This is a genomic window from Rhodoluna sp., assembly GCF_049276775.1.
GTDB lineage: Bacteria > Actinomycetota > Actinomycetes > Actinomycetales > Microbacteriaceae > Rhodoluna.
Genome location: NZ_JBASXC010000108.1, coordinates 1 through 2,098 on the forward strand (window position 1 = coordinate 1; position 2,098 = coordinate 2,098).

The following is a 2,098-nucleotide window of genomic DNA, read 5'->3' on the forward strand; positions in this document are numbered from 1 at the left end:
GTCTAACGGCTCAGCACCTGCACCTGCACCTGCACCTGCACCTGCACCTGAGGGAGATTTGGTCCAATCAGAGAGTTCTCCCGTGTCTTCTAGCGACCAAGCAGCTTCAGCATCAGAAAACACGGAAGCTGCAGTAGACGAAAAAATCGCCATACCGGAACCAACAAACCTCAAGTTAACGAGTGACACAAGTGCCGTTTACCTCACTGTCGAAAATGGAAAGTCGAAGAAAGTAAGTGTCCGATTCGCAGGCAAATGGTCTGTCTTCTACCCAACTTCAGACTTGGAAACAAAGGCGTTCTACCCCGGGCAGTCTGGGTTCGTTTCAATCACCGTATATGTCGATGGCGCATTGAAGCTCTCTAACTTCGTAAAGATTGACGAACCAAGAGGTGAGCCGAGCGACACCGCAACCTCTCCCGACACCCCATCCGCACCAAAGGGTTCTGGCTACCCATTCTCCGAGGTAGTTAGCGGCCAAATTGGAAAGGCGCAATGCCCTGCGGGAAAGCAATATGCGAATGGCCTGATTGTCGATGTCTCCACCGGGCTTCGCTATACAGAGTGCTGGCCCGAGGCTGCTTACCTAGCCTGGTCACTTGGGGGAGAGACGTGGTCTGCCTTCAAAGCCTCAAACGGCGCTACATCAGTTGCGGCACTGCGAAAAGCACTCGAAGAGAGAAACTCACCATCCCCCACCAACTCAGAGTCTGCATCCATAGAGCCTGTTGCTAGCGAAAGCAACGAGGTGGTCGAGTCCAGTAGTCCAAGCATCAAAGTCTCAAGAGACGAGAATTCGGTAAAGATTCAAGTTCTAAATGCCGAGGGGCGGAAGCTCTCCGCCAGGATTGCGGGCAGATGGCTCGTTACATACCTCCCCGATGACGACCATATTGTCACTCGGAGAGTTTTGCCAGGGGTTCCTGTAAACGTGTCTACCTACCTCGATGGCGAATTAGTAGCCACCGAAACTCTCACTACCGGGCAAGCGTCGGAAACTTTCGTTCCGGTAGTTCCGGAGGCAACACCCTCGCCCTCCACAAGTGATGTGGTGGCTCCACCTTCGACTTCGCAGACTACTTCTGAGCAAGCGAAAATTTTTATTGCTACCACGAACAATGAGATTGAGTTCGAAATTCTCAATGCGAGCGGGCGCAAAGTTTCAATTCAAATAGGCGGTCGCTGGCTTGTCGAATACCCGGAGACAGCGAGAGCAGTGGTCAGGACCACCTCTGTAAAGGGAGCAACGGTGGGCGTCCGTATATTCGTGGATTCGGTGCTTCTTCAAGCCACATCTATAGAGGTCGGGGCTGATGAAGAAAAGTCAGTCATCGAGAAGCCGAACACAGACTCTGCTGGCTCCTCAAGCTCAGGCACAGTTTCACAAACTACGAGTGGTCCAGCTACTGCTGAGACAACTTCAGAGTTTTCAAGCTCCGATGGGCAAATACTCGTTGACATCACTTCGGCAGAAGGTCGAAAGGTTTCGCTGAAGGTCGGTGGTCGCTGGTTCGTGTTCTATCCGACGTCGAGTCCATTCAGGTACTCGGTCAACAGTCTTGTCGGAGCAATTGTTGAAGTCTCGCTTTATGTTGATGGGGAACTCTCGAATACAGGCCAACTAACAGTTGGTGGCTAGCTTAAGAATTACTCTGAATGAGGGAGCGAATGATCCCTTTAGCCTCGGGGGAGGCTGGTTATCAGAATATCCCAACGTCTCAGAATGTGTCTATTTGTCTCTGTTGTGTTACCCGCGAGCTTAAAGCTGGCTTAAGTTGAACTGACCCCCGGGCAGGGGCACCAGGGGTCAGTTCTGATTTGACTTAGTAAAGCAAGGCGCCTTTAGCGGCCATCACTTCGAGCTGAGCTGCTTGTAGGCAGCTCTTGTAAATGCTCGCGTTCTTTCCTATTTTCTGTGGATCTCCAGAAGTCTCATCTTCTGGATTCAAAATAAAGTCCCGCAAATTATCAACGATGGGATCGAGGTGATTGGACAGGAAGGCGTATGGGTCCATGCTCCACTCGAGAGTGCCATCATCATTCTTCCGAATCAACGCCCTCATAGCGTAAACCAGAGGAATGATGAAACCCTCAGGGG

Annotated in this window: 3 protein-coding genes; 1 reads left to right on the forward strand and 2 read right to left on the reverse strand. The window is 51.5% G+C overall.

Features of this window, described 5'->3' with window-relative positions; all coding sequences use genetic code 11:
* Nucleotides 1–189 (reverse strand): hypothetical protein (locus WAO31_RS06665; protein WP_509591739.1); only part of this gene is annotated, 189 nt, incomplete at its 3' end.
* 94 nt (nucleotides 190–283) lie between these two features.
* On the opposite strand from WAO31_RS06665, the gene WAO31_RS06670 reads away from it, so the two are divergent.
* On the forward strand, nucleotides 284–1,639 hold the full coding sequence (locus WAO31_RS06670) for a hypothetical protein (protein ID WP_509591742.1): 1,356 nt from the start codon (nucleotides 284–286) through the stop codon (nucleotides 1,637–1,639).
* 184 nt (nucleotides 1,640–1,823) lie between these two features.
* Here WAO31_RS06670 and WAO31_RS06675 read toward each other — a convergent pair.
* On the reverse strand, nucleotides 1,824–2,098 hold a 275-nt coding region (locus WAO31_RS06675), incomplete at its 5' end, for a hypothetical protein (protein ID WP_509591745.1).